The organism is Achromobacter spanius, assembly GCF_002812705.1.
GTDB classification, from domain to species: Bacteria; Pseudomonadota; Gammaproteobacteria; order Burkholderiales; family Burkholderiaceae_B; genus Achromobacter; species Achromobacter spanius.
Window position 1 is genome coordinate 4,292,740 of record NZ_CP025030.1, and the last position, 24,716, is coordinate 4,317,455.

20 protein-coding genes are annotated in these 24,716 nt (G+C 59.4%); 7 read left to right on the forward strand and 13 right to left on the reverse strand.

Annotated elements, in window-relative coordinates:
• Positions 1-65 precede the first annotated feature (65 nt).
• The 3 genes from CVS48_RS19345 (at position 66) to CVS48_RS19355 (ending at position 4,437) form a co-directional block, all read left to right on the forward strand.
• On the forward strand, positions 66-1,025 hold the full coding sequence (locus tag CVS48_RS19345; protein WP_100855856.1) for a KpsF/GutQ family sugar-phosphate isomerase: 960 nt from the start codon (positions 66-68) through the stop codon (positions 1,023-1,025).
• 72 nt (positions 1,026-1,097) lie between these two features.
• Positions 1,098-3,110 carry a capsular polysaccharide biosynthesis protein gene (locus tag CVS48_RS19350; protein WP_167401021.1) on the forward strand — a complete coding sequence of 671 codons (2,013 nt, stop codon included), beginning with the start codon at positions 1,098-1,100 and terminating at the stop codon, positions 3,108-3,110.
• Positions 3,111-3,150: 40 nt separating this feature from the next.
• Positions 3,151-4,437, forward strand: a complete 1,287-nt coding sequence (locus CVS48_RS19355; protein ID WP_100855857.1) for a capsule biosynthesis protein — start codon at positions 3,151-3,153, stop codon at positions 4,435-4,437.
• Here CVS48_RS19355 and CVS48_RS19360 read toward each other — a convergent pair.
• The 12 genes from CVS48_RS19360 to CVS48_RS19415 all read right to left on the reverse strand — a co-directional run bounded on the left by CVS48_RS19360 (position 4,410) and on the right by CVS48_RS19415 (position 19,614).
• Positions 4,410-7,916, reverse strand: a complete 3,507-nt coding sequence (locus CVS48_RS19360) for an HAD family hydrolase (RefSeq protein WP_100855858.1) — start codon at positions 7,914-7,916, stop codon at positions 4,410-4,412. The two genes, CVS48_RS19355 and CVS48_RS19360, sit on opposite strands and share 28 nt — an antisense overlap.
• A gap of 21 nt (positions 7,917-7,937) precedes the next feature.
• Positions 7,938-8,597: an ABC transporter ATP-binding protein gene (locus tag CVS48_RS19365; protein ID WP_100855859.1), complete on the reverse strand. Its 660-nt coding sequence runs from the start codon at positions 8,595-8,597 to the stop codon at positions 7,938-7,940.
• Positions 8,594-9,379: an ABC transporter permease gene (locus CVS48_RS19370; RefSeq protein WP_100855860.1), complete on the reverse strand. Its 786-nt coding sequence runs from the start codon at positions 9,377-9,379 to the stop codon at positions 8,594-8,596. The genes CVS48_RS19365 and CVS48_RS19370 overlap by 4 nt, the downstream gene beginning before the upstream one ends.
• A gap of 9 nt (positions 9,380-9,388) precedes the next feature.
• The gene (locus CVS48_RS19375) at positions 9,389-10,378 is read right to left on the reverse strand and encodes a polysaccharide biosynthesis/export family protein (protein ID WP_242001217.1); all 990 of its coding nucleotides are present in this window, start codon (positions 10,376-10,378) and stop codon (positions 9,389-9,391) included.
• A gap of 129 nt (positions 10,379-10,507) precedes the next feature.
• Positions 10,508-11,560 (reverse strand): KpsE/RkpR family capsule polysaccharide export protein, encoded by a 1,053-nt coding sequence (locus CVS48_RS19380; protein WP_242001216.1) that lies wholly within the window; start codon positions 11,558-11,560, stop codon positions 10,508-10,510.
• Between the two features lie 72 nt (positions 11,561-11,632).
• Entirely contained in the window at positions 11,633-13,126 is a 1,494-nt protein-coding gene (locus CVS48_RS19385) for an LTA synthase family protein (RefSeq protein ID WP_242001215.1), read from the reverse strand.
• A 106-nt stretch (positions 13,127-13,232) separates the two neighbouring features.
• Positions 13,233-14,027 carry an SDR family NAD(P)-dependent oxidoreductase gene (locus CVS48_RS19390; RefSeq protein ID WP_197723147.1) on the reverse strand — a complete coding sequence of 265 codons (795 nt, stop codon included), beginning with the start codon at positions 14,025-14,027 and terminating at the stop codon, positions 13,233-13,235.
• Positions 14,028-14,383: 356 nt separating this feature from the next.
• Positions 14,384-14,887 (reverse strand): Dps family protein, encoded by a 504-nt coding sequence (locus CVS48_RS19395; protein ID WP_100855864.1) that lies wholly within the window; start codon positions 14,885-14,887, stop codon positions 14,384-14,386.
• 154 nt (positions 14,888-15,041) lie between these two features.
• On the reverse strand, positions 15,042-15,992 hold the full coding sequence (locus CVS48_RS19400) for a LysR substrate-binding domain-containing protein (protein ID WP_100855865.1): 951 nt from the start codon (positions 15,990-15,992) through the stop codon (positions 15,042-15,044).
• An 82-nt stretch (positions 15,993-16,074) separates the two neighbouring features.
• Positions 16,075-18,165, reverse strand: a complete 2,091-nt coding sequence (gene recG / locus CVS48_RS19405; RefSeq protein ID WP_100855866.1) for an ATP-dependent DNA helicase RecG — start codon at positions 18,163-18,165, stop codon at positions 16,075-16,077.
• A 39-nt stretch (positions 18,166-18,204) separates the two neighbouring features.
• A complete protein-coding gene (locus CVS48_RS19410) occupies positions 18,205-18,591 on the reverse strand; it encodes a Rid family detoxifying hydrolase (RefSeq protein ID WP_046804923.1) in 387 nt (128 codons plus the stop codon).
• Positions 18,592-18,699: 108 nt separating this feature from the next.
• Positions 18,700-19,614 (reverse strand): LysR family transcriptional regulator, encoded by a 915-nt coding sequence (locus CVS48_RS19415; RefSeq protein WP_100855867.1) that lies wholly within the window; start codon positions 19,612-19,614, stop codon positions 18,700-18,702.
• A 95-nt stretch (positions 19,615-19,709) separates the two neighbouring features.
• Between CVS48_RS19415 and CVS48_RS19420 the strand changes: the two genes are divergently transcribed.
• Genes CVS48_RS19420 through CVS48_RS19430 form a run of 3 tightly spaced genes read left to right on the forward strand, consistent with a single transcriptional unit; the run spans position 19,710 to position 22,461 of the window.
• A complete protein-coding gene (locus tag CVS48_RS19420) occupies positions 19,710-21,068 on the forward strand; it encodes an acyclic terpene utilization AtuA family protein (protein WP_100855868.1) in 1,359 nt (452 codons plus the stop codon).
• The gene (locus CVS48_RS19425) at positions 21,065-21,454 is read left to right on the forward strand and encodes an AtuA-related protein (RefSeq protein WP_100855869.1); all 390 of its coding nucleotides are present in this window, start codon (positions 21,065-21,067) and stop codon (positions 21,452-21,454) included. The genes CVS48_RS19420 and CVS48_RS19425 overlap by 4 nt, the downstream gene beginning before the upstream one ends.
• Before the next feature lie 41 nt (positions 21,455-21,495).
• Positions 21,496-22,461 carry a Bug family tripartite tricarboxylate transporter substrate binding protein gene (locus CVS48_RS19430; RefSeq protein ID WP_100855870.1) on the forward strand — a complete coding sequence of 322 codons (966 nt, stop codon included), beginning with the start codon at positions 21,496-21,498 and terminating at the stop codon, positions 22,459-22,461.
• Between the two features lie 104 nt (positions 22,462-22,565).
• Here the strand turns inward: CVS48_RS19430 and CVS48_RS19435 are convergent, their stop codons facing one another.
• The gene (locus CVS48_RS19435; RefSeq protein ID WP_100855871.1) at positions 22,566-23,342 is read right to left on the reverse strand and encodes a ferredoxin--NADP reductase; all 777 of its coding nucleotides are present in this window, start codon (positions 23,340-23,342) and stop codon (positions 22,566-22,568) included.
• A 266-nt stretch (positions 23,343-23,608) separates the two neighbouring features.
• Between CVS48_RS19435 and CVS48_RS19440 the strand changes: the two genes are divergently transcribed.
• Entirely contained in the window at positions 23,609-24,652 is a 1,044-nt protein-coding gene (locus CVS48_RS19440) for a Fe(3+) ABC transporter substrate-binding protein (protein ID WP_100855872.1), read from the forward strand.
• The last annotated feature ends 64 nt before the right edge of the window (positions 24,653-24,716 follow it).

Consider the following 24,716-nt stretch of genomic DNA (forward strand, 5'->3'; position numbering starts at 1 on the left):
GCCTGTCAATGCCTCGCTCTTGAGCAAGGGGTGCGAATTTTTGATGGAACTGGAACAACGAGGCCATGGACTATCTTGACACGGCGCGTGGCGTAATCGCCACCGAGATCGAAACGCTGCAGCAAATGAGCAATCGCTTGAATGGCGATTTCGAGAAAGCAGTCGACACCATCCTCAATACGCAAGGTCGCGTCGTTGTCGTTGGCATGGGGAAGTCCGGCATCGTTGGAAAGAAGATAGCCGCTACGCTGGCGTCGACGGGCACGCCGTCATTCTCCGTGCATCCGGGCGAGGCCTTCCACGGGGACCTGGGAATGATCCGGCCCATCGATGTGGCGCTCATGATTTCCAATAGCGGCGAAACGGAAGAACTCATTCGCCTTCTGCCCTTTCTGCAGTATCAAGAGAATCTCGTTATTGCCATGACGGGCAAGACCACCTCAACGTTGGCACGCAATGCCAACGTCACGCTCGACATCTCGGCGCCACACGAGGCATGCAACCACAATCTGGCGCCCACAAGTTCCACCACCGCCACCATCGCAATGGGGGATGCCTTGGCGGTGGTGCTGTCCACCGCGCGAGGATTCCAACCTGAAGACTTCGCCCGCTTCCACCCTGGAGGCAGCCTGGGCCGCAAGCTGCTCACGCGCATCTCGGACGTGATGCGGTCGCGCGCACTGCCGTTCTGCGACCATGGCTCGAGCTTTCGCGAAGTCATCCAGGTCATTACGCGCGGGCGCTTGGGGCTGGCCATCGTGATGGATCGCGACAAGCTGTGCGGCGTCATTACTGACGGGGATCTCCGCCGCGCGTTTGAAAGCGAGAGCGCAAGTTCCACCTTTACCGCGGCGGACATCATGACGAAGACGCCCAAGACGATCAAGCAATCGGAGCGGCTCGTTGCCGCCGAGGAATTGATGCGGGAGGAGAAAATCAAGGAACTCATCGTTGTTGACGACGACGAGCGAGTCGCTGGCGTCTTGCAGATTTTTGACGTGGACCCGGCGGAATCCGGTCAGTAATCCACGTTGCCAGACACTGTGACACTCGGAACCTTCTCCCGCGCCATTGCGGAACTCCCAGGGCTGGCTGCCATGTTGGACGAGCCCGTTGTGCATGTGGGATCAGCCAGTCAGATCGCAAAAAAATCGCTGCGAGCGATTGTGGGATGGGGGTTCCGGCCGTCCACAAATGGGCCCCGCGCACTGGCCAAAAAACACGGGCTTGCGTTCATCGGGCTGGAAGACGGCTTCCTGAGATCTTATGGGACCGGACGAAACTACCCCACGCTCGCCGTCGTGGTCGACAAACGAGGCATTTATTACGCCGCCGGGCAAGCCTCTGCACTGGAAACGCTTCTGGCATCCAACAAGGATCTGCTTTCGGGAGTGGGCGCCTCTTATGCGCAAGCACGCCGACGCATCGCGGAGGAAGGGCTAAGCAAGTACAACCTGGCGCCGGACCTGGCCGCCGCCTCCTTCTTGCGTGGCGGCCCGCGAGTGCTGATCGTGGATCAGACAGTGGGCGATGCGAGCGTGCAGCATGGCCTGGCCAGCGCCGCATCCTTTACCAGGATGCTGGCCGCTGCCCGGCGGGAAAATCCCGGCGCAACGGTCTACATCAAAACGCATCCGGAGGTCAGCCGAGGCGACAAGCGTGGATACCTGTCCCACGTTGCTGACGACGCCCGCACGGTCATGCTTCGCGAGCCGGCGAGCCCAACGAGCATTCTGCGCCATATGGACCGCGTATACGTCGTGACGTCGCACATGGGCTTCGAAGCTCTGCTCCACGGCGTCCCGGTCGTGTGCTTTGGTGTGCCCTGGTATGCGGGCTGGGGGTGTACCGATGATCGTATCGGCTGTGCACGACGCCAGCGCGCAAGGTCGGTTGATGAACTGTTTTCAGCCGCCTATCTTCACTACACACGATATCTGAACCCGCAAACCCACGAGCGCGGCACGATTTTCGATGTCATCGACTGGCTCGCTCTTCAGCGCCGAGCGCATCAAGGCATCTCGGGCAGGACCATCGCCGTCGGCTTTCGGCGCTGGAAAGCGGAAAACGTGAAGTCCTTTTTAGGGCACCCGAACCGCTCCGTGCATTTTGTGCCACATGCCAAGGCAGCGGCCAAGCTGGCTCCGGCCCCTGCCGATCGCCTGGTCGTCTGGGGAGGGAATCCCTCCGATGCCGTGACGTCGCTGGCTCACCGCTCTGGCGCCTCGCTCGTGCGCATGGAAGATGGCTTCATCCGATCAGTGGGATTGGGCTCTGACTTCATACCGCCCCACTCCCTGGTTTTCGACAAGCAGGGTCTGTACTTCGATGCTCGACAGCCAAGCGACCTTGAGCAAATCCTGAATACGCGCGCCTTCACGGAAGAGGATCGGCATCGTGCCGGCGTTGTCCGAGACTTGATCGTTTCCAACAATCTGACGAAGTACAACGTTGAACCCGTTGCTAGCCCAGCGTGGCGTCAGCCCGGCAGGCAGGTGGTCCTGGTGCCGGGGCAAGTGGAGGACGACGCCTCAATCAAATATGGCTGCTCAACGGTTTGCGACAACCTGTCGCTACTCAGCGCCGCGAGGCAGGCACGCCCCAACGCTTTCGTCGTCTACAAGCCCCACCCCGATGTGATGGCCAGCAACCGGGTGGGCCGCATCCATCGCGAAGACGCCATGCAGTACGCCGACGTTATTGAAACCGATGTGTCGATCGTAAGTTGCATCGACGCCGCCGATGAACTCCACACCATGACATCGCTAAGCGGCTTCGATGCATTGTTGCGCGGCAAGCATGTCGTTGTCCACGGCCACCCGTTCTATGCGGGATGGGGCCTGACTGAAGACCGACAGCCAATTTCCAGACGGGAACGCAGATTGACGTTGGATGAGCTGGTCGCCGGCGCGATGCTGCTTTATCCCGTGTACTGGGATTGGACATTGAATGGCTACACGACCGGCGAAGGGGCAATCCGTCAACTCATCGCCAGGCGGGACCAACTTCTCTTGGAAAGCCGACTGCACGCATTGCGCAAGACCTATCTGCAGCGGCAACTGCACAAATTGCGCCTTTGGGCGAAAGCTGGCTTTCTGCTTACCCGCTGAACTACCACCCTGGCCACTCCTCAAAAGGTCCGACTCTTCCGTGACAGGCACGCACACCGCGCTTCCCGCCCCTCTTCCGGAGCAACGCTTCCTGTTCTTGCAAGGTGTATGTTCGCCATTTTTTCCGAGGTTGGCGGATGCCTTGCGTGCGCACGGGCATGAGGTGCACAAGGTCAATTTCACCGTGGGCGACCAAATGTACTGGAGGCGTGGCAACGCGACCTCTTATCACGGTCCAATGAAGCGCTTGCCAGAGTTCTATGCCACGCAATTTGCCCTGCATGGAACCACGGACATCGTCCTGTTCGGCGACTGCCGGCCTGTGCATCGCCCAGCTATACACCTGGCCCGAGCGCGCGGCATCCGCATACACGTCTTTGAGGAAGGATATTTCCGTCCGTTCTGGATCACACTTGAACAAGGCGGCGTCAATGGCCATTCCCGGCTTCCCCGGGATCCGGATTGGTACCGCGAGCAGGCCAAGACCGTGCCCCATTGCGACAACGTCGTGCCCTTCAAGGCGTCCTTCTGGAAGCGTGCCATTTATGACGTGGGCTATAACTTTTGGGCCGGTATCAATCCGCTGCTGCATCCAGGCGTCAAAAGCCATGTCCCCTATTCACCATTGACGGAGTACCTGGCTTACGTCCGCCGAGGCATTCGGATCAAGCGCTGCAAGATGCTCTCGCTGCGCACTGAACAGCGATTGATCGCCGAAGCGAAATGCTACCCGTACTTCTTGATGCCTCTTCAAATCGCGAATGACGCACAAATCATTCATCACTCGCCATTTGAAAATATGGCGGCGGCCTTGCAGAGCTCGTTGAAATCCTTTGCCAGGTACGCGCCAAGACATTGTCGATTTGTTGCCAAGGTCCATCCCCTGGACCCCGGTCTGGTGAACTATCGTTCCCTACTGTCGCGCTGGTCGCGTGAGCTGGGTGTTTTCGACCGTGTGTACTACCTTGAAAGCGGCAATTTGCCAGCGCTTCTGACAGCGACCGCCGGCGTCGTGACAGTAAACAGTACCGTCGGCGGATCCGCCTTGATTCACGGCAAGCCCACGATTGCCCTGGGGGATGCCCTGTACAACCTTCCAGGACTGACCTGTCAGAAAGGGCTGGACCTGTTCTGGACCGAAAGTAAAAAGCCAGATTTGCACTTGTACAAGAGCTTCCGAAACGTCGTCATTGCGCGTACTCAAGTCAACGGCGGCTTCTATTCCAGCGATGGGATTCGTCTTGCCGTTGCCAACAGCCTGCCCCGTTTGCGCATGGTAGGGAAAGCGGGGGATTCCGGTCAGCCTTCGCGGATGCTCTTTAAATAGATTCCCCCAATCACATTTCGCGTGAACGGGTTTTTGGAATCATAAAAAAACAGCCCTGGATCCCGTAAGAGCTTGCGCCTTTTTCGGTCATCGAGCGTACGCAGCAGATACCAATGAATCACCCGGCCCGACAAGCCGAATGCTGCACCGCCGGCGCGGGAGTCGGCCCCAACGTCGATCGATCTGCCATTCTTGAGGCTGATAAGATTTGCCGGATCTCGCCGGGTCGCACGCCGCTTTCCCGAAGGCAGCCTCTTCTCTTCCACGCAGGTTTCAGCCCGGGCCATCGCTTCGCGGCCTCGCAGCCAGACACATTCATCACGGAGATTATCGGGCCCCGGCAAAATTGTTTTCATTGATTTGCCGCCGTAAGCATCTTCAAAAACCACGCCGGACAATATCCTGGCATCGCGCGGATGCGGATTTTCAAAGTACCGGTCCAGCACCCGCAATGTCTTGTTGGGCTCGATATCCACTGCCACAATCCACTTGCCAAACGCCCTGGACGCAGCGGATACCAGATCGAGCGCTCCTTCGTGAATCTGACGAACCACGCGTTCGCGTGTCTGCTCCTGGGGCGATTGAGGCATATGAACCGCCCGCAGGCTTCCATTCCAGTGGCGCGCCATTCGAACGAACGACGTATCGGCTGAACTGAATAACGTCTCGTATAACGGCACATGCTTGCAAAAGGGGTGATAGGTATCATGCCGGTCAACGAAGTCCGCCAAGTACCCCTTCGCGGCCAAGCCATTCTGGGTCAAGCGCTTTTGCGCCGCGCGAAATGTGATCAGATAATATCCACTTATTTTTTTCTTTTCGTCGGATAATTTGTATAGAGACTCCTGCATCGTACCTGCGTAGCCTATATCAACAACGGCGACATTTCCTTCTGCATAAATGCCGGACGCTTCCAGATACTCAAGGTAGTTCGTGCGCTCTTCCTCTGCAGCGGCAAGAATGACATCCATGGCATCCGAGAACAGCTTTCTCAGCACCGGCAGATGATCCTTGGTAAGCGCCGAGGTCCAGTTCAGGCCGTGAGCTTCAAGGATGGAATCATCAATATCTGCTTGGTTCACACCGAATCGGTGAACGAGCAAATGGCCAAGGGTGGTTCGATGAGCGAAATCCACACTCAGCAAGTCCATGACGTCGGAGGCTTCGCGTAGCTTTGCAACGTTCACCGAACGCCGGGAGCACAACAGGTATTGCGACTGGGGGGCTGAAGGATAGAACGCCTTTATGACGTCGTAGGCTTCCTTCATGATCTTCCCATCGCGCGCAAGGAAGTAAAGGCGGTCAACGCCATCCCTTATCGCAGCCTCGATGACGAACTTCGCATACCCAAGCAATAGCGGACCGAAACCGTAGTAGCCGAGCTTGATGGGATCGCCGCCAAACAACGTGCCCTTTCGATGCGGAAGATAGGGGTTGTTGCTGTATGCATTCCCAATGACGGCAAGCAACATGGACCAGCTAAGGTCGTGCCGTTCAGCATCACGGCGCCAGGGAATGGAAAATGCATCGTTGGCGCCGAATACCTCGCTCGCCTTCGGCAAATGAAATGGCTTGATCCCTCTGTCTTTGGCCTTCTGCACGTCCGCCGCTACGTTGTCTCCCACATGCAACAGCGCTGATGGCTGGATGCCCAGATCCCTGAGCACCACGTCGAAGAGCTTTCCGCTATGTTTTTTCACGCCATAGGTCGAAGACACATAAAGCTTGTGATAGCCTTCATAACCCGTCTTGCCTAATACTCTTTCAAGAAACTCATGGGGCAGATACATGTCAGAAATCAACAGTATCCGTTTTCCCAGATTTTTCGCCTCTTGGAACGCAAGAAACCCGGATGCGCGGGGATATAGAAAATCCAGCTCCATCTGCATCTCTACGGCCTTGATCGCTTCCGCGACCTCTGGAGCGAGCTTGAGGCGGTTTGCCAGCTCCGCGTAGATCTCATCCAACGAGATTTCACCACGACCCGCTTCTACCGCACGCACGAACGCGGCCCGTTCCGCAAGCTGTCGTTCTTCGCGAAAGGAAATCGCGGCGCTTCCGGTGATCACCGTAACCTGGTCAGCCATGAAATCGAACAGATCCGCCGGGTGACGGAACGGCCGGTACAGCAAGGTGTCGAATATGTCGAAAGAAACCGTGTCATATCGGCAAATCTGCTCCGCCAATTCCCGGCAATGCAAGCCGGATGATTCTTTCTGCATGGTTTGAGCAAAGTTCAGCTCACGCAGGAGGTTGCTCTCGCGACGTCCGGTTGCCAAGGCTTCCCCCACCAGGTGTGCGGTCCAAGGCAGGAAGGATTTCCTCCTGTGAACCTCCCGCAACCAGACCGAATATTCGGGACCAGCAAGGAAATCCGCGGTCGGATGCTGCTGTTGGATCAGCCCGATGATTTTCTCGTCGCGATCGAATTCAGCCTTCGCCAGCGCTTGAGTAGCAAGTTCCTCCACGGATGCCGCGGTATTGAAAGGCGTCAAGTGGCTGGCGCCCAACGAATACATCGGCTTTTTCCAGAATGCCGCCTGAAAGCCCACTGACGATGACACAGTTACGACGCCATCCACCTCGGGCAACAGAAACTGCGATACCGACGGCATGGAATCCATTTCCTTGAAATAGAGGAAGTTTGGATAACGCGACCTTAGCGTCCACAGATTCCCATCATTCAAGACACTGCTCATCGTATCTTTCGAACGATAATTGGTGACTAGCAGTCCACAATCCGGGGGAATGGACTCCATCAAAGATAGAACGACATCAAATTGTGTCTGCCCTTCGGCCAGCAAGCCATCAATCATGAAGTAGCCGTCAATCTGCAATGGCAGAAGCAAAATACGGCCAAATTGTCGACGCGCGGAGCGAATAAGCCCTTGTGCTGGCGAGACCGCCTCGATAAAGTTGCGCTCTTTCAGGCGCAGTGCGTCAAGCGCGGCAAGTTCAGCTTGAATCACGTCTAAGTCGCCAGTGACCGTCGGCGCATCCGGCACCATCATCCCCGTGCCGAAGGACACCAGTGACGCGAATGGCGGCCGTGAAAAGAAGCCGGGCATTTGATAGAGCACGCTGGCATTCGGGAATACAGAATCCAGATAATACGCAGGACTTTCCCACACGATCACCACATCGGGTTCAAATCCGTCAGGTAACGAGGCCCTGACCATTGCCGCCAATCTGTCTATTTCGCCGCCTCGAAACTGGCGTTTCTGATGTCGCAAAGACCGGGCAAGGCTGTTCTCTCCATGAGACCAACTCAGGCTATCGATAACCGCGGACGCGGGAATAGACCGGATGACCCCTTCTTCCACCGCTTTATCCGCCACGCTGTCGCTCATCAGAACCACGACATTGTTCTCCTCACAGAGCGATTTCACTTGCGGGAGAATTGAATTCCGGAGAGTCGCGAATCTGAACAGTGGATTGTTCATCTCGATTGCGGGTTCAAGAAAAAACAGAATGTTCATTTTATATTCCATTGCTCCGAACTAGCCTTGTTGATAGGCGGCTATGCCCTCTTCCACGTCCTCGAATGGAATGGCCTTGCCATCCTTCAGATATATAACGTAGTCACACATCGTGCGAACCTGCCCCATCCCGTGGGTGACCAGGATCAGATTGGACACACCAACTCTATCGCGCAGTGCTTGAGCCGCCTTTTCCCTGAAATGCGCATCGCCTACGGAAATCGCTTCGTCGACCAGATAATAGTCAAATTCAAATACCAAACTCAAACCGAACGCGACTCTGCCTCGCATTCCGGAAGAATAGGTTTTTACCGGCATATCGAAGTAGTCGCCAATATCCGAAAACGCCTCGACCTCGCGAACCATCTCCCGCATTCGTGCTGGATTCGCACCCTGCACTCTGCATACGAACTTTACATTTTCACGACCCGTCAATGACCCCTGGAACCCACCCGAGAGCCCGACAGGCCACGATATTGTTTTGCTAGAGATTATCTGCCCGGCATCGGGCGCATCCTGGCCGCAGAGCATGCGCATGAGTGTCGATTTTCCCGCGCCATTTCGTCCAACAAGCGCGACATTCCGGCCCGAGGGAATCGTGCACGAAAAATCCTTGAAGATGAAGCGGCGACCCGTCTTTGGCGTCACAAACGACTTTGAAATATTCCTGATCTCGATCATGTTGCGATCAACTCGCGGCGCTGGATTCTATAGATTGCCATTGCCAGAAAAAGCAGGACCAGGGAAATCGACGAGGGATATCCGATATTCACTCCAGACGTATCTGGATAATTGGCAATCCCGGTTTGACGCAGACCATCCACGATATGAAAAAATGGATTGGCCTTAAGCATTTCGAGTATCTCAGGCGGAAGCAGCCAGATAGGATATAAAACTCCGCTTAAAATATAGATAACCATGAACGTCATTCTTATGAATATTTTTGAATTCGGGAAATTCTTGACAAAAACACAAAGAAAAATACCAATAGCGAATGCAAGAATGACCCCAACCGACATCCACGCCAGCCATTGCATGGGTTTCGCCACCCGTACCTGATACCCGAAAAACCAAGCAAAAACGGCCAACATCAATATAAGGACGCACGCGGAAATGGCGCACTCAACAACAACCCTGGCGACAAAGGTATCGAATGGCTTGATATTGAGGTATGCAAAAAGCCCTTGATTTGCGCCTACGGCTTCCATTACTCCCAGCGCAATATTGCGCATGAGAAAAAACGGAAGCATGCCCATCAGAAGATATATCGGATAGTCAATTCTAAGCAGGGTTTTACCGCGAAACGCGCTAAAAATATATATCATCAACGCCACCTGAGCGAAGGGCTCGAATAAAACCCAGAAAACTCCCATTCTCCGGTCGCCCAATCTGGTTCGCATTTCCCGAAGGATCAATGCAAACAGAACATCCTGATTGATTCTGAGGGCTGAGCGCTTTTTCACTGTGGGATATCAAAAGCTGTCGACAGTACGCCCCAGGACCAGCACCTGGACAATGGGAGATATTATCTTTTGCCATTCGTAGACGGCGGCATTCGTGACATACACGGCGTCCTCGGGTTGCACAAGAAACTGGCGCGCCAAAAACATGGCTGCCGGTTCTTTAAGATTCAATCGGAATACCTCAGCCCTTGACTGCATCCCGCCCGTGCCGGGACCCGTGGAAACCACCAACCGAAATACGAATACTCCGGCAGCGTCGGCCTTGGTCTCGTTAAGCCCCTTGACCTTGCCCAACACCTCCAGCAGGCTGGGGTTATTCGACGGCAGATCATGCAACCCCGGGTCTCCGACAGCCCCCATTGCCACGAAGCGCTTGCGTGCACGCTCAAGCACGACTTCAGCACCCGGGGGCAAGACTTGGTTATTCCCTGAAAGCAGATCCTCGTAGTTGAACTGATACGACCTTTCGCCCGTGCGCACCACCACGCGAATCAAATGCGGTTCCAGTAGCGGCCCGCCAGCCCGGTTAATCGCATCAAGCAGCGTCAACGGGCCCTGCAATGCTGAAAAGCGACCGGGTGTCTTGACCGCGCCCACGACAAGAACAGATCCCGACAAATCGCCGGTCAACGACACCTGCACCTGGGGGTCGCCCGTGACGCCCTTGAGCTTTTTTCGGATCAAGGCCTCGACTTCATTTGGCGTCTTCCCGGCGACCGCCTTCCGTCCCACATAGGGCAGTGAAATGGTTCCTTCGCTATCGATGCGTAGGCTGTCAAAGACAGTCCCTCCCACGGCCAATGGCGCAAAAATGGCGCCCTCCGTCGACGAGTCAGCGATCATCACTCGGAGCACGTCACCCGGCACCAGATGAATTTCAGGCACCGAGGGCAGCGCTACCGCGCCACTTGGCGCAGGCTCGGGCAATCGCATATAGGGCGTGATCGTCTCAGCGGATAAATCAATCACCGTGTAGTTTTGCGCTTGACCGTCGCTCATCACTGAATATCGAGACGGCCCTGCGGAGGACAACAGGCTTGCGCAGCCGGCCAAGACCATAGGCGAGATCAAGGCCGTCGCGCGCAGAATGCAGCGAATATGGGCAGTTATCATTTTCGGTATGGACGTTTAGTCACGGTGATCTTCCACGGTCGCGATCACGAACCGGGCAATGCCATACAGCAGCCCCAAAGCCACTAGCAAGGTGATCAGGTTATATATTCTTTCCGGATACACAGCGCGATCGGGAAGATTGGGAGATACCACGGTAACCAGACTGCGGAGCTTCTTGCTGGCTTCCATCCGAGTGGACTCCACCGAACTCACGGCGAATTTATAGGCTTCTTCTGAAATCGCTGCGTCTATGGCCAGATTTCGATATCGTGACGCGACGACATTCAGCTTATCTCCCCCCTTTTGCGATACCAGGCGCTGGATCTCGGATGCCAACTGCTGCTCGACGGCGCTGATTCGATTGCGCTGCTGGCGAATTTGCGGCGTATCGGCATTCAAGGTACCGATCAAGCCCTTAAGCAGGGTCCGTTCTTTGGTCAGATTTGCTTCCAGATCGGCAATTATCCCTGCCCGGGCTTTTGCGGTGGCTTCGGCGTCAAGCAGATTATTATCATTTTGGAATCTGAGCATGTCTTCTCGACGGTCTTCATATTCAGTTCTGGCCTTGGCAAGTTCGCTTTGCGCAAATGCCATTTGCTCGCGCGCCATGCGATGCGACAACTCATTTACGAAGCGCTCGCTTTCGGCCAACATGATTTTCAGCACCTCTTTAGCGAATACCGCGTCGAACGCCTGCACACTCACTGTCAACAGACCAGTTTGCTCGTTGAATTGGGCGGACACGACGCGCCTGTAGTATTCGAGCAGATCTTCTCGCTGAGCACTGCCAGATAACCAAAAAATGGGATCTTGCCAGCGCCCAGAATAATGTGATGACCAATCCACCTTCTGCTGCAACACATCCAGCATGTCCTGCGAAGTCAGGAACTCCCTGAGATACAAGGTCTCTTCGCGAGAGGTCGGGTTAAGCCCGCTCAACATGACTGCCAGGCCCGGCACTTGAGGGGTTTCGGCATTCCCCACCTGCCTAACGGCGACTTGTGCGGTGCTTAAGTATCTATCCAGTGCGAACGCGCTGTAGTACACCAAAGCCAGGATCATTGGCATGCCAACAAGCCATATGACCAAGCGGTTCGACTTCATTTTTTGTAGATATGTCATCTAATGGTTATTGACGATTTACCTGTGCTGGATCTGTAATCCAGCTTCTTTGAGCCACGCTTCAGCCAACGTGCGCACATGCCTTTGATACCCGGCGGCACCCTGCGCACGGTCGGTGCGCCATGAGTGCCACATCACGTAGTCTGTTGTGCCGTCTGCTTGACCCAGACGCTGATAGACGCGCGGCATGATCGGCACGTGGTCACCAAAGATGCATAGCGAAGCAGGCTGTTCGGCGCTGGCCAACGTCTGCCGTAACGCCCCGAACATTGCGTCTGCGTGGCGCAGGTGCCTTGCGTAGGCAACAAGGTCTTCGCAGCCCTCTGGCATTGGCGCCTTGAAGACGCAAGCGATATCGCTGGCGGTGACCTTCTCCCAATGCAAGGGGCCGTGATTCTCCATCGTTATTGCGTGCACGTACAAAGGCGCTTTGGCGGATGCACGCTGCAAGATCTTGGCCACCTGGCCGCCCAGCGCGATGTCTCCCACGTACGCCCCCTCGCGCCGCTCACCCTCGAACGCCTCAATCCCGATGAACTCATCAAACCCCAACCGCGGCAGGACCCGGTCACGCCGGTAGAACGTCCGGTGATGCGGGTGTACGCAGATCGTGCGGTAGCCCAATGAACGGAGATAGGACGCAATGGTCGCGACGCCTTCGGGCGCCAGCCTGCGATAGGGATTGAACTGGTGGATGCCCAGCGCTTCAGCCTCCATGCCTGAAAGAAACGCGAACTCCGTTCGTACGGTGTTGGCCCCCCATGCGGCCACTTTCAGGCGCCCATGCTCGACCGCCTGAGTCTTCAACACATCGAAGTTCGACAGGACGTCGTCCTTCACCAACTCCGGATAGATACGCCGTGCATCGAAGAACGACTCGCTTTGAATGGCGATGAGATTGGGCAAGGTAGCGGGCAAGGTGCCCGGACGATTGGCCCGAAGGAATGGTGCTCCGGCGCGCTGGACGGTGGTCGGCTGCTTCTCACTGCGCCCGTACGCCCAAAGGCATGCAACCATGCCCAGACGACCAAGATCTTTATCGGCCTTGAAGGCAACGCGTACGCATCGCCCGGCCAACTTCGCCACGATCGCCCCCGCAGCCGCCATAGCCAGCGTGCACGTCAAGAACAATGCCTCTGGCGCGGCAGGGTCAAGCATCTGATCCCGCGACAATTCCCTGAAGGAAACCAGCCACACCCCCGCCGTGACCGAGTCTTCCAGGGTCAACCCCGCCAGCAACGCCAGGGCGTACCCCCCTGCTGCTCCCACGGCACGATCAATTCCGAAAAAGGGCAGATACAGCCTCGGATGCCGTACAGCATCCAGAAAGTACTCAACGTCCGGATAGACGAAAGGCTCCCTAAGCACGCGGAACTTTGCGTTGCTTACCGACACGATCAACAACTGGATCGCCAACACGTTCATCACACCAAACCAGGGCCGGCGAAACAGAGCCAGTTCGAGGGCGAATGCCAGCGTCCAGATCCCGACATGCACCGCCGTTGCGGCCATCGGCCGACTCCAAGGCGCAACCGGTCGCGGCTTGAGCAGGCTCTCGATACCCCATGACAGCGCGAGGCCGGTCAAATACGGAGGCAACAACGGTATCCAGAAAGCCTCAAGCACCGTAGCCCAACCTTCTGAGCACCCACTCGGATGCCGTTGGATGAATCGTCGACAACAGAAAGCACCCGAGACTTAGCGGTAGGGGAAAACTGATGCGCGGTCGGTTTGCCGCCAAGCCACGCCGAATAGCCCGTGCGGCCTTGTCGGGTTTCCACAAAAAGGGTTTTGGTCCGGGCATATCCGCACACATCTGCGATTCGACATAACCGGGCATGACCACATTGAATTTGATCCCCTCGTCGGCCATGGCAATCCGCATGGCCTCGCCATATACCTTTATCGCGGCCTTGCTGGCACAGTAGCTGGGCGTCTCCGGCAGCCCGCGCCAGGCAGCGAGCGAGCTGATCAGCGCAATTTGGCCACCCCGCCGCTTCCGCATACCGGCCAGCACACCTTGCACGGTCGCAAAGGCCGCTTTGATGTTGACGTCCAACAACCTTTGTATGCCCTGCCAGTCCTCTCCCCGCTGATTCGGACCGGTATTGATATTGACGCCTGCATTGACGACGACAAGATCGGGCATTTCGGTATCGCTTACAGCACCCAGCCAGGCCATGAGCGCGTCATGATCACGAATATCCAGCAGTTGCGTGACCGCACGCGCTCCAAGTGCTCCACACGCCTCAGCCAAAGCTTGAAGGCGGGCGGCGTTACGCCCCTGCAAAACCAGGGTTTGCGTTCCTGCCCGCGCGTACTCCAGTGCAAGCGCCCCGCCGATTGCACCCGTTGCGCCGGTAATCAATACACAACGAGGCGGTCCGGCCGCACAGCCTTCGAACATTTTCATTATTTGCCTTACGCGTTGGGCGATACATCAAGCGTTTACGCCAGGTAACGGCTATGCAATGCACGACATTGGCGCGTGCAAAAACCCGCCCCCCGTCAATCAGGCGTAATAATTGGAATTGCATTAAGAGGATGTGCCTTTATCGCCAATATTATTGCTGCGCGTTAACAGCCAATATTGAAAGGGCACAAAATTGAAATCGCCGTGGCGTTATCTTCGGCAAGAAGCATAACGGACAATGGCCACCCTGTGGCGGCCATTGTTCAATTTCATAATGTTCCGATATCCGCCCGGCAGGGGGGGTCGGCGCATTAATGCATCACCAGCTAATGCCTATTTGGCATTAGCTGATCGGATTATTGCAACAAGCTACGCAGCATCCACGCATTCTTCTCATGCACGTCCAAGCGCTGCGTCAACAGGTCGGCAGTGGGTTGGTCGTTGGCGGCGTCGGCCTTTTCAAAGGCGGAACGGGCGGTCTTGGCGACGGATTCGTTTCCGCTGACCAGCAGGCGAACCATTTCCAGGGCTTCCGGCACCGATTCAGGTTCGGCAATGGACGACAACTTCGAATATTCGCGGTACGTGCCCGGCGCGTAGTGGCCCAGGGCGCGGATACGTTCGGCGATGCTGTCCAGCGCGGTCCACTCTTCGGTGTACTGGGTCATGAACATTTGGTGCAGCGTGTTGAACATGGGCCCCGTGACGTTCCAGTGGAAGTTGTGCGTCATCAAGTACAGCGTGTACGAGTCAGCAAGCAGCTTGGACAATTCGCCGGCGACGGCGGCGCGGTCCTTGTCCGAAATGCCGATATTGATGCGCGGGGCGCTGCTCGGGGTCTTCTTGGGGGACTTGGCCATTGCTAGCTCCTATTAGGAAAAGTACGAAGGAAGGATACCACTGCAAACATGATGAATTGACGCAAACGCCGCACAAAACCGCGCTGGCAAAGCCTTGCATTGATACGGCGCAAATGAGGTGCGCGTCGCTATGTGCCGGGCCTTTAATACGCGGCTAGTCCTGTATCGCCGCCACCTCGTCGGCCAGCATCTTGACGCCGGGCAATTCACATTCGTAGACGGCTTGGGCCAGGGCTTCGATGGCGGCCAGGCGGGGGAAGCTGCGGCGCCACGCCAGGACGACGCGCCGTTCGGGAACATGGCCATCAAACGGCAGGTAGCGCAGCAGGCTGTTGCTGGGCGGGTGTTCCGGCACGGCGGTGATGGGCAGGACGGTCACGCCGATGCCGGCGGCGACCATGTGGCGGATGGTTTCCAGGGACGAGCCTTCGAAGGTGCGCTGGATGCCGTCGCTGGCCGCTGAAAAGCGTGACAGCTCAGGGCAAACCTCCAGCACCTGGTCGCGAAAGCAATGGCCGCTGCCCAACAGCAGCATGGTCTGCTGCTTCAGGTCCTGAGCGTCGATGGATTTTCGTTGGGCCAGTTCGTGGTCGTTAGGCACGGCGACGATGAAGGGTTCGTCGTACAGCGGCTGCATGACCAGGCCCGCTTCGGGCAGCGGCAGCGCCATGATGGCGCAGTCGATTTCACCCTGTCGCAACAGTTCCACCAGGCGCACGGTGAAGTTCTCTTGCAGCAGCAGCGGCATTTGCGGGGTGCGGCCGATTTGCACGGGAACCAGTTTGGGCAGCAGGTAGGGTCCGATGGTATGGATGACGCCCACGCGCAAGGGGCCGGCCAGCGGGTCATGACCCTGTCGCGCAATCTCTTTGATGCTGGCGCTTTCTTCCAGCACCTTCTGCGCCTGCGCGACGATGCGTTGGCCGATGGGGGTAACGCCCACCTCGGCGCCGCCGCGTTCGAACAGCGTCACGCCCAGTTCGTCTTCCAGCTTGCGTATCGCGACCGACAGCGTGGGTTGGCTGACGAAACAGGCTTCGGCGGCGCGCCCGAAGTGGCGTTCGCGCGCGACGGCAACGATGTACTTGAGTTCGGTGAGAGTCATGGTGGACTACGCCCCCGGGGGTTGCGCGCGGGCCTTGGGGCCTGCGCTGAGGTGATTCAGGTTAAGTGCGGGCCGCATCGCATCAGGTCCGCAGGAAGTCTTCGCGACCACGCATCCAGCGCGTCAGATGCGCCTCGACCGCCGCGGGGTGTTCGGCCCGCAGCCATACCGCCGCATCGCGCGCGTCTTCCGCAATGGCGGCGTCGGTTTCCAGGTCGGCAAAACGCAGCAGCGCCATGCCGGATTGCCGCGTGCCCAGGAATTCGCCAGGGCCGCGCTGTTCCAGGTCGCGCCGGGCAATCTCAAAGCCGTCCGACGTTTCAAACATGGCGCGCAGGCGTTCGCGCGCTACTTGCGACAGCGGCGTCTGGTAGAGCAGCACACAGACCGATTCGGCGGTGCCGCGCCCTACCCGCCCGCGCAACTGATGCAGTTGCGCCAGGCCGAAACGCTCGGCGTGTTCGATGACCATCAGCGATGCATTGGGCACGTCCACGCCCACTTCGATGACGGTGGTGGCGACCAAGAGGTCAACCTCGCCTTCGCGGAACGCCTGCATGACGGCGGCTTTTTCTGCTTGAGGCAGGCGGCCATGGACCAGGCCAATGCGCAGGTCAGGCAGGTCAACCCGCATGCCTTCATAGGTGTCCACCGCCGTCTGCAGTTCCAGGGCTTCACTTTCTTCCACCAGCGGACAGACCCAATACACTTGCTGCCCGCCACGCGCCGCCTGGGCGACGTGGGCAATGACTTCTTCACGCCGCGCGTCTGAGACCAGCTTGGTCAGCACGGGGGTGCGGCCCGGCGGTAATTCGTCGATAACCGAGACGTCCAGGTCCGCGAAGAACGTCATGGCCAGCGTGCGCGGAATGGGCGTGGCGCTCATGTTCAATTGATGTGGGACGATGCGTCCGCGCACGGTTTCGCCCTTTTTGGTCAGGGCCAGGCGCTGGCCGACGCCAAAGCGGTGCTGCTCGTCGACGATGGACAGGCCCAGGCGATGAAATTCAACGTGGTCCTGGATCAGCGCCTGCGTGCCCACCACCAGTCGCACGCTGCCATCAGCGGCGGCAGCGGCGGCTTCGCGGCGGGCCTTGGCGGTGAGGCTGCCACTTAGCCAAGCCACATTCACGCCCAAGGGCTGCAACCACGACACCAGTTTGCGAAAGTGTTGTTCGGCCAAAATTTCGGTGGGCGCCATCAAGGCTACTTGCGCGCCGCCGGCAATGGCCTGCGCGGCGGCAATGGCGGCGACCACGGTTTTGCCGCTGCCCACGTCGCCTTGCAACAGGCGGTGCATGGGATACGGCTTGGCCAGGTCAGCCGAAATCTCCTGCACCACGCGCTCTTGGGCGGCAGTCAGTTTGAACGGCAGGTTGGCGTACAGCTTGGCGACCAAACCACCCGGTTCATTGCGCACCGGCAGCGATTCCGCTTCCTTGATGCGGCGGGCGGCGCGCGCGGCGGCTAGCGACAGTTGTTGCGCCAGCAGTTCATCGAACTTGATGCGGCGCCAGGCGGGATGCACGCGGTCCAGCAGCGCTTGTTCGGACTCGCCCTGCGCGGGGGTATGCAAGGCGCGGATGGCCGGTTCGAACGGCGGCAGGTCGTAGCGTTGCAGGGCTTCCTGCGGCAGCGTGTCAGACAAGTCGGCACGATCCAGCGCCTGGGCGATGGCGCGGCGCAGCGTCAGTTGCGGCAGGCCTTCGGTGGAGGGGTAGACCGGGGTCAGCGCAGTGGGCAATGGTGCGTCGGCATTGGTCATGCGCGGGTGCACCATCTGACGGCCGAACAGATTGCTGCGGACTTCCCCGCGCGCGCGCAGGCGCTTACCGACGCTGATCTGCTTTTGCTGGCTGGGATAAAAGTTCAACCAGCGCAGTTGAATTTCGCCGGTCTCGTCCGCCAACGTGGCGGTGAGTTGGCGCCGAGGCCGGTACTGCACCTCGGATTTTGTGATCTCGCCTTCCACCTGCCCGGCATAGCCCGGCCGCAAGGCGCTGATCGGAATGACGCGGGTTTCGTCCTCGTAGCGCAGCGGCAGATGCAGCACGAAGTCCTCGGGCAACACCAGACCCAGATTACGAAGCTTGCGCTCTGTATCCGTCATGGGTTTGCCGGCGCCGTTTTTATCGGCGCCGGGTCGCTTGGAAGCCACGGCCGCGGCCGGCATGCTGGAACGAACCCCTGGAATGCTGCGTGCGGGTACGCCTTACAGAACCATGATGGCTTCGACTTCGAACTGCGCGCCCTTGGGCAGGCTGGCCACCCCAATGGTCGAGCGCGCCGGGAACGGCTGCGGAATGATCTCGGCCATGATGGAGTTGGCGGCGGTGAACTTGCCCAGGTCGGTCAGGAACAAGGTCAGCTTGACCACGTTGTCCAGCGTGCCACCGGCTTCGGTGATCACGGCTTGCATGTTGGCGAAGGCCTGACGCACTTGTGCGTCGAAATTCTCGGAGACCAGATCGCCCGTGCCCGGTTCCAGGCCGATCTGGCCCGACAGGTAGACAGTCTTGGTGCCGGTAACGGCAACCGCTTGCGAGTAAGGGCCAACGGCGGCGGGTGCGGCGTCGGTATGGATGATTTGCTTGCTCATGGGCGGAATCCTTGAGGTGACGGATAGAAGCTACAACTATCGAAGTTTATCCAGCAATAGACGTTTGCGAAAGTGGCCGAATGCCGCAGGGATGATTGAAGCCCTGTTTCATACCTCTGCCTGATGGCCGGCGCCGCCGATATCGCCCCGATGCGCAATCAACAAGTCCGCCAACGCCTGCGCGGCCACCGACAAGCTGCGGCCTTTGCGCTGCACCAGGTAAAGCGGCCGGGTCAGCGCGCGCCCGGCCAGCGGCACCACGCGCAAGTCCTGGCTGGCGAAATGAAACAGCGTCATGGCGGGCACAACCGACACCCCCAGCCCGGCGCGAACCAGCCCGGTCACGGTGGCCAGATGCTCCACTTCAAACACGGGCAAAGGCGCATCGGCGCCGAAGGCCTCGTCCAGATGTTTGCGCACACTGCTGCCGCGCGCAAGCTGAATGACGGGGTAGCGGGCGATATCCCGAAGCCGCACCTTGGCCTGCTGTGCCAGGGGATGATCCACCCTGCACACCAGAAAATACCGATCGGCATGCAGGAATTCGCTGTCCAGGTCCGTCATGTCGGCCCGGCGCGAGGCCACGGCGAAATCCACCTGCCCGCTTTGCACCATGTCCAGGCATGGGTCCAGCAAGGCGTCGCGCAAGTCCACCACGATGCCCGGATGCGCCTGTCCAAAGCGGGCCAGCAGGCCAGGCAACCAGCCCGCGGCCAGCGACGGCAGCGCGGCCAGCGCCACGCGGCCACGGCGGCGGGCGGCGTGGTCGCGCATGTCTTCCATCACCAGGTCCATGTCCGCCAGCAGGCGGCGCGCGGACGCATCCAGCACCCTGCCCTCGGCGGTCAGCTCAACGTGCCGGGTGTTGCGGTCAAACAGCCTGAGCCCGGCGCTGTCTTCCAGTTGCCGGATCAGCGCACTGAAGGCGGGCTGCGTCAGATGGCAGCGCTGCGCGGCCCGCGTGAAATGGCGTTCGTCGGCAAGCGCAACAAAGGCGCGCAGTTGCCGGGCAGATAGATTCATGGATTTTCTCTATCAATTAATCCGATCTTTCTATTTTACGGATGATCCGTGCATGCCTATAGTGGCCTGAAACCGCAAGGCCGACTGGACCTCTCATGCCTCAATCTCCCCTGCTTATCGGCTGTGCCTCTGGCTTTTCGGGCGACCGAAGCGATGGCGCCGCCGCCGTGGTGCGCACCCTGGCCGCACAGGGCGGCGGCACGCTTATCTTCGAGACACTTGCCGAACGCACGCTGGCGCTGGCGCAACTGGCGCGCAACGACGACCCCGATCGCGGCTATGAACCGCTGCTGGACGAGTTGGTGTCGCCGGTGTTGGCCGACTGCCTGCGCCACGGCATCAACATCGTCAGCAACTTCGGCGCGGCCAACCCCCAGGCGGCCGCCCGACGCATTGCGGCCATCGCACGCGAACAGGGCTTGCCCGTGCCGCGCATTGCGGTCATCCATGGCGACGCGCTGAACACGCCCGAGCAACGCGCCCTGTTGCAAGAACGCTTGGGCGCCGTGCTGGCCGGACACGACGTGGTCAGCGCGACGGCCTATCTGGGCGCTACGGAAATCGCAGAGGCCTTGGCGGCCGGTGCACAGGTGGTGGTGGCCGGCCGCGTGGCCGACCCATCGCTCACGCTGGGTCCGGCATTGGCTCACTTTGGCTGGGACGCGGCAGACTGGCCCCGCCTGGGCCGCGCCACCATGGCCGGCCACATGCTGGAATGCGGCTTGCAGGTGACGGGGGGCTACTTCTGCGTGCCGGGCCTGAAAGAGGTGCCCGACGTGCACGCTGCCGGTTTTCCCATTGCGCAGATTGATGCCGACGGCGAATTCATCATCGGCAAGGCCGACGCCACCGGCGGCGCGGTGGACGCCCGCACGGTAAAGGAACAGCTTCTGTACGAAGTCCACGACCCCGCGCGTTATCTCACGCCCGATGTGGTGGCTGACCTGAGCCAGGCGCGTGTCATGGAACTGGGCGGCAACCGCGTCGCCGTGCACGGCATCACCGGCCACGCACGGCCGTCCGAATTGAAGGTCAACGTCTGCTATCGCGGTGGGTGGCTGGCCGAAGCCGAGATCTCTTACGCTGGCGTGCAAGCCGAAGCGCGCGCCCGCCTGGCGGCAGACATCGTGCAAAAGCGGCTGGGATCCTCATTCACGTTGCGCGCCGACCTGATCGGCGCCATCAGCATCCTGGGCGACGACGCAGGCGAAATGCGCCGCGCGCTGCCCGATTCCCATGCGCGCGATGTGCGCCTGCGCCTGGCGGGCGAACACGCCGACCGCGGCCAGGCCGAACGCATCCTGCGCGAAGTCACGGCGCTGTACACCTGCGGCCCAGCCGGCGGCGGCGGCGTGCGCACCGCACTGCGGCCGCGGCTGAACATGCTGTCGTGCACCATCCCCCGCGACGCCGTACAAAGCGGCTGGAACTTCCTGGAGGCCATCGCGCCATGAGCCAATCGTCAAACTCGCAGGCCGTGCCGCTGTACCGCCTGGCTCACAGCCGCTCTGGCGACAAGGGCAACATTTCCAACCTGAGCCTGATCGCCTGGGACCCGGAGTGCTACGAAGTGCTGGCAGCGCAGGTGACCGAGGCGCGCGTGGCCGACTGGTTTGCGTACCGCCATCCCGCGCGCGTTACGCGCTATTTGCTGCCCACCCTGCACGCCATGAACTTCGTGCTGGAAGGCGTGTTGGACGGCGGCGTGAACGACGCACTGAACCTGGACACGCACGGCAAGAGCCTGTCTTTCCGATTGCTGGACCTGACGGTGGAGGTCAGTGCTGAACTGGCGCGCCGGCTGCCAGATGTACCCGGCGACCGTCCCCCGGCCGCCTGATTCTTTTCCACCCCCTATAAAAACATCACAGGAGACACAACATGCGCATTTCATCCAAGGGCCGCCTGGCCCTGTTGCTGGCCGCGGCCCTGCCTTTGAGCGCCCTGGCCCAATCGTTCCCCACCAAGCCCATTACTTTCATCGTGCCGTTCGCAGCCGGCAGCGCCACCGACCAGATCGGCCGCGCTATCGGCCAGGGCGTCACCGAGCAGACCGGCCAGGCCGTGGTCATTGAAAACAAACCGGGCGCCAGCGCGATGATCGGCGCCGCCGCCGGTGCGCGCGCCACGCCGGATGGCTACACGGTGCTGATTACCACGAACACCACCCACGCCGCCAATGAACACCTGTACAAGTCGCTGACCTATCACCCGGTGAAGGACTTCGCGCCGATCACCTTGCTGGGCAAAGGCGGCCAGATCATGGTGGTGAACCCCAGCTCGCCGGCCAAGACCGTGGGCGAGTTCCTGGCGCAAGCCAAAAAGCAGCCCGGCAAGCTGAGCTTTGGCAGCGGCAGCTCCAGCAGCCGCATCGCAGGTGAACTCTTGCAGCAGATGGCCGGTGTGCAACTGCTGCACGTGCCGTACAAGAGCAACCCGCTGGCGGTCACTGACCTGCTGGGCGGCCAGATCGACATGATGATTACCGACACGGCCACCGGCCTGCCGCAGGTCAAATCCGGCAAGCTGCGCGCGCTGGGCGTGACGGGCACGGCGCGCTCGCCGTTGGCGCCGGACGTGCCGACGATTGCCGAAGCCGGCGTGCCCGGCTACGAAATGGGCTACTGGTTCGCGGCCTACGCGCCGGCCGGCACGCCGCCTGATGTGGTCAAGCGCCTGAACGAACTGCTGGTCAACGCCACCAAGGCCAAGCCCGCCCAGCAGTTCTATGCGCAGACAGGCACCGACGCCGCCAGCTCCACGCCGGAGGAACTGGCGAAATTCCAGCAAGCCGAATCGAAGAAGTGGGGCGACATCATCAAGAAGGCGGGTATCCAGCCGGAATGATGCAGGCGCAGTGGGGCCACCTTGGCGCGTGGCTGGCCCCATAGCAAAAAACCCATCGCATGCGATGGGTTTTTTCTTCAAGCCCTGGACGGCTTGTCTATCGATTATTTATCAACAAACGCACGCTCAACCACGTAGTCGCCCGGCTGGCCCACGCCCGGCGACACAGTGAAGCCGCGCTTGTCGAGCATGGCGCTGATGTCAGCCAGCATATGCGGGCTGCCGCAGATCATGGCGCGGTCGGTTTCCGGGTTGATTTGCGGAATGCCGATGTCGTCGCACAGCTTGCCGTTTTCCATCAGTTCCGTAATGCGGCCCTGGTTGCGGAACGGTTCGCGCGTGACGGTGGGGTAGTACACGAGCTTTTCGCGGACGACGTCGCCGAAGAACTCATTGTTCGGCAGTTCTTTCTCGATGAAGTCGGCGTAGGCCAGTTCGCTGACCCAACGCACGCCGTGCACAAGAATGACCTTGTCGAAACGTTCGTAGATGTCCGGGTCTTTGATGATGCTCATGAAAGGCGCCAGGCCGGTGCCCGTGCCGAACAGGAACAGATGCTTGCCGGGCTTCAGATCATCGACAATCAAGGTGCCAACCGGCTTGCGGCTGACCAGAATGGTGTCGCCCTCTTTCAGATGCTGCAGCCGCGACGTGAGCGGGCCATTCTGCACCTTGATGCTGAGGAATTCGAGGTTTTCTTCGTAGTTGGCGCTGGCGATGCTGTAGGCCCGCAGCAGCGGTTTGCCTTCAACTTCCAAGCCGATCATGACGAAGTGGCCGTTGTGGAACCGCAAGGCCGCGTCACGAGTCGTGGTGAAGGAAAACAGGGTGTCGTTCCAGTGGTGCACGCTAAGTACGCGCTCAGTGTTGAAAGCAGCCATGTCGGATTCGTTGTATTAGGGTTGACCCTATTCTACAGGTCTTGTTGGGAACTTGTCTCATTATTCCGTAATACGCTTATGCCGTATTGATAGGGATCAAGCCTGGAACAGCCACCCCTTACGAAAAGTTGAATGCGCCTTTGCTTCCTGTTATTGTCGCGTTCTCAGTTGATAATCATTTTCGTTAGCAGACTGTTTTAAGCAGTGGAAAGATCAGGCTTTTCGCCCTGCCCTGTCCGCTAGCTGCCCTAGCCGGAGTTCCCGACATGACCAAGCGTCCCCAATTGAATTCGCTGCTGCGCGCCCTCGCGCTGGCAGGCGCCGCCGCCTTCACCGTTTCGGCCAATGCCGCCGAAGAAGTCAGCCTGTACACCACTCGGGAACCGAAGCTGATCCAGCCTCTGCTGGACGCCTTCACGAAAGAAAGCGGCATCAAGGTCAACACAGTATTCGTCAAGGACGGCCTGCTGGAACGCGTCAAGGCCGAAGGCGCCAAGTCACCCGCCGACGTGCTGATGACCGTGGACATCGGCAACCTGCTGGACCTGGTTGACGGCGGCGTGACGCAATCGATCAAGTCGCAAACCCTGGAATCCGTGATTCCCGCCAACCTGCGTGGCGCCGACGGCAAGTGGTACGCCCTGTCGCTGCGCGACCGCGTGCTGTATGTAGAAAAGGACCTGAAGCTGGAGTCCTTCCGCTACGAAGACCTGGCCGACCCCAAGTGGAAGGGCAAGGTCTGCATCCGTTCCGGCCAGCACCCCTACAACACCGCCATGGTCGCGTCCATGATCGCGCATGACGGCGCCGAAGCCACCGAAAAATGGCTGCGCGGCGTCAAGGCCAACCTGGCTCGCAAGGCCGCGGGCGGTGACCGCGACGTGGCTCGCGACATCCTCGGCGGCATTTGCGACATCGGCCTGGCCAACGCCTACTACGTGGGCCACATGAAGAACGCCCAACCCGGCACCGACGCGCGCAAGTGGGGCGATGCCATCAAGGTCATCCGCCCGACGTTCGCCAACGAGAAAAGCGGCGGTACGCACGTGAACGTCAGCGGCGCAGCCGTGGCCGCGCACGCGCCCAACAAGGCCAACGCCATCAAGCTGCTGGACTTCCTGGTGTCGGAACCCGCCCAGGCGCTGTATGCCCAGGCCAACTACGAATACCCCGTGCGCAAGGGCGTGAAGCTGGACCCGGTTATTGCCAGCTTTGGTGAATTGAAGGTTGATCCGTTGCCCCTGACTGAAATCGCCAAGCATCGCAAACAAGCCAGCGAGCTGGTCGACAAGGTCGGCTTCGACAACTGATCTTTCGATAGCCGCATGACGCTTATGGCGTGATGCGGCGGTCTGACAGTATTGGGCCTGTTCC